This is a genomic window from Vibrio sp. 10N.261.52.A1 (assembly GCF_002876325.1).
Taxonomy (GTDB): domain Bacteria; phylum Pseudomonadota; class Gammaproteobacteria; order Enterobacterales; family Vibrionaceae; genus Vibrio; species Vibrio chagasii.
Window position 1 is genome coordinate 1 of sequence record NZ_MCYD01001270.1, and the last position, 3,886, is coordinate 3,886.

Annotated in this window: 3 protein-coding genes; 1 reads left to right on the plus strand and 2 read right to left on the minus strand. The window is 38.3% G+C overall.

All coding sequences use genetic code 11. The annotated features are described in order from the left end of the window. The coding region (locus BCT81_RS26705; RefSeq protein ID WP_133152741.1) for a hypothetical protein at positions 1 to 1,823 on the minus strand (1,823 nt) is incomplete at its 3' end. A 73-nt stretch (positions 1,824 to 1,896) separates the two neighbouring features. Continuing rightward, a complete protein-coding gene (locus BCT81_RS26710) occupies positions 1,897 to 2,925 on the minus strand; it encodes an IS630 family transposase (RefSeq protein ID WP_102426421.1) in 1,029 nt (342 codons plus the stop codon). A 728-nt stretch (positions 2,926 to 3,653) separates the two neighbouring features. On the opposite strand from BCT81_RS26710, the gene BCT81_RS29965 reads away from it, so the two are divergent. Then, complete coding sequence (locus BCT81_RS29965) at positions 3,654 to 3,785, plus strand: hypothetical protein (RefSeq protein WP_277869851.1); 132 nt, start codon at positions 3,654 to 3,656, stop codon at positions 3,783 to 3,785. Positions 3,786 to 3,886 lie beyond the last annotated feature (101 nt).

The following is a 3,886-nucleotide window of genomic DNA, read 5'->3' on the forward strand; positions in this document are numbered from 1 at the left end:
TTTATATTTTTACCCAAGTGAACCATCATCGAGTCTTTTGATTGGTTAAGTTGAGATTTTACACTATCAAAGTCCGCGTCTTCCAAACGAGAAATATCGTAGAGAACAGATGGAAACGTATTGCTAGATATACTTTCATTTACGATACTACGTAACATGTTCTGATTGACAACCAACAGCCCATTGACGTTTCTCGATAAAACACCTAACTTTCTAAGTACGGACTCTGCATTATATTCAATGTCGCCATGAGAACCACTGGCTGGGAGCGAGCTATCTAACCCCATTTTTTTTGTAGCCAAGATTTCCATGGCTTCTTGTTCATCAGAAAAAGGATTTATCTTTAACCAATTTTCAACTTCTTCTTTTGTTATATCACCGTGCTCTTTAGCTATTTCCCGAAACTGCTCTATTCCCATTGTATCTGAACCAGCAAACTCATACCGGTTAATGATCTCCTCCCCATCAATATTAACATCATCTATCGTGGATCGCGTCAGCCGTCTAACATTATCCAAGTTCTCACGCGTTAATATAGTCCTTTTAGCTATATCGCTAGAATTAAAAACCTTAGTGAACAACTTAACGTACTCAAAAATGACATTATTCAGCTTCTTCCTTCTGTACATTTTTACAACTTTATTAGTATCTTTCGTGAGCAACTCTCTTATATGTTCATATTCTTTTTCCAATTTTTGGTGTTTAGTTATGTATTTAGGTTTCAAGTTCGGATCTTTAACGTGGATTGATTTAAATGCTTCCATCATCTCGTTAACCGCGGTCATTTTTTCGACAGTCGTTTTTTTCAATAACTCCCGAGCTGAAAACTCATGCTGTTCCAGTCCATATATTATTCCATCCGATACAAAATCAATTCCGTCGCTCAATTTATTTAGCAGATCAGTGTCGTTACTATCAGATAGCTCGGATTTTATTTTTGTTACCAAAATCGCAGTTTTCTTTAAAACTTCAATTCGTCCTCTTAAATTACCATTTGACTTGTCAGATAGTTTACTCAAAAGACCGACAAGCTCTTTATAAAGATCGCTGTTAATAAGGCTTTTTGATGCCCCTTTTGATATCGCGTCAGTATTAAGTAAGGCTTCATTCCCTATCAGGGCACAATTCCCATATCCAGCTGGGTCGTTGAGCGACTTTTTATACTGCTGAACGTTTAATGTTACTCGGTTATCTGAAGCTAGTTTCTTATTTATTTCAACATCACTTATCGAGACTTCCTTAACACAATTTACCTTTGTTCCTTCATTGTGCTTTTCGACCACACCCATCAAATAATCTAGCGTCTTTTCACTAGGCAAGAATTCTTTGGCATTATTATTAATTTTTGTTATGTATCCCTGACTATTGGTCTCTAAATACCCTGCTGCCGAAGGCCAATAGTCCGGAAAAAGTGATGAATGTGTAATACCATCCTTTTTACTCGCAGGTATCCCAAACATCCTCCCTCTTTGATTAACGACAAAGATAAATCCTTCCTTGTACTGAGAAGTATCAAGAACCTTGCCTTTCCACACCGCTTTTCCATTGCCTTCATTAGTGTTGAATCTAATTGCACAATCTTCTAGTGATGCGCTGTTTATGAGTGCCGATCCCTGGCCTATTCGAAGACCAAGTAGCTTTTCAACGAAAAACCGCGTGGTAATACTCAAAGCAGGCAGTACTTCAACTTTTATTGAATTGTTAATAGACATCTTCCATCCAGTTACTTTGCTTACACTTAAAATTCCCAAGCGACTAATCAAAATCGTATTTTCATCAACTTGGGTACCAACAAGAGCCAGTAAAGTAGACCAGCAATCCACTACAAATCAACAACAAAAAGGTGACACTCTCTTATATTATAATTTTGTTTGAAAAAATTTTCATTATACCCTTTCAACTTGAAGATGCAGGTATCAGTACCTGCAAATTATCTGTAATTCTGGATACAAGTGAGCCTGCAACTTCTGGTAACGTCACATCGAAAAACTTTTTGATAACAGAGATAAATGCTGTTTTAGAGGGGAAATAAACATTGTTCCTAACATGCTCATTCATGATTTTCCAAAGCCGCTCTATTGGATTTAAGTTTGGGCTGTATGGGGGTAAGTAATGAAGCTCTATATTGAGTACTTTTGCCGCATTCCTAACCATTTCAGACCGATGATAAGCCGCACCATCAAGCACAATATGCACGGTTTGCTCTAGTGGATAATGCTCTTTCTTGAATTTCCAAAAGAAGCGAACAATACTCTCGCTATCTATCGTTTCATAAGTATCTGTGATCGTTGCGCTGATGTTTTTCAATGACAGAACACCGATTAGATTCACTCGAGTACGGCTACCTGTCGTTTCAATTAGCTTATCCTGTCCCTTACGGATCCAGCCACAGCTAAGTTTTGTTGATTGAGTTGGATGAACATCATCCATGAAAAGTACAGGCGCATCCTTGGGCTTAAGTACCTCGTTGTAATACTCGATAAATGCTTGCTGCTCTTCAGGCTTTAGCTTATGTGGTACACCTTTGGGCTTTTTGTATGAGAAAACGTGGTGATGTAACCACTTATTAATCCCAGAAACGGTGTAGCTCACACCGAATTCAGCTTCGACGTAAGTAATGATTTGACGCGTATGAAAGTAGGTTTTCTCAGTCAAATGCTCGATGAGCTGAATCGTCTGAGTATCAGAAAGTAGACTCTGGCTCCCGCCATTCTCAGGTTTAAGTTTTTCAGATAGAGCATAATCACTAAGATGACGAGCAACTGTAGATTCATGGATACGAAGGGCTTGAGAGATCATAGTCGGGCTCCAACCTTCGGAAGCTAGCAGTACAGCTTTTATACGGTCGCATACTCGACGATCACGCTCAGTATTGTGCATCTGTTCGAGTTGTTCTTTTTGCTCAGGAGTTAGTACCATTTTCATGGTGAGTAGCATGATCCTGATTTCATTGAAAATCAAGCATCTTCAATGATCACGGGGATAATTCCTTTGGAAATAAAATCAAGTTAGAGGAGAAATAGTCAGAAGAGTAGATGTCATTTTCTATATCGTTATTGCATGAACTGATTCCTGACGCCATGGCAGGGTTGAATGTCGACAAAAAAAACCATATGGCGATAATAAAATAGCGTTCTATACACATTGTATTTCCCCTTAGTTAGATAAATTTCAGATAGAGATTATTGTTAATTTCGTCTTCACTCATAACATCTACCTACCCCCTCCGGGCAATTTCTTTTAAATCATTTTCACACCATTTACGCACTGTGACTAAGTCTGGGTATTGTTATGAAAAGAGTAATGTACCTAACACCACTCGAACCAACACCTTGACATCGTTACTCTATCGAATTAAAGATATTTCCAAGCGTATGGAGCAAATGTATTTCAAATTAAATTATAACCTAGATAAGGTGTACTCGAGGTGTTTAGCGGCCTTAGACATCGCTCCAGTAAAAATGAGATCTGTATGGGGGTAGTGGCGTTGACACGGTTGATTTAAAAGGCATTATTATTAAAAGTCCGGATGCTGATTTATTGAGTGAGTAATGATTCTGTAAGTCGTCATCCGGCAAGTGATAGCCAATAAACAACCCCTGTTTTTTTTGTAGTTTAAGGTAGGGGGTTATATGGATCTGAAGGGAAACACTATGTTTAAAATCCGTGCTCTAGCTATTTTACTGTTAACCACCTTTTTCTCTCTGCCAACAATGGCGTCATGCATTGCGTCTCCTTATGAGGGCTTTTGGCAAGAGGAAAATGGCTTGATGGTAGATATATAGTGAATGTAAGAAAACAAATGATGGACCTTATTTAACCATCACGCACATTTGGGCTGAAGGTTATGGTAGATCTGAAAGTGTGAACAAACGAGAGAAATTCA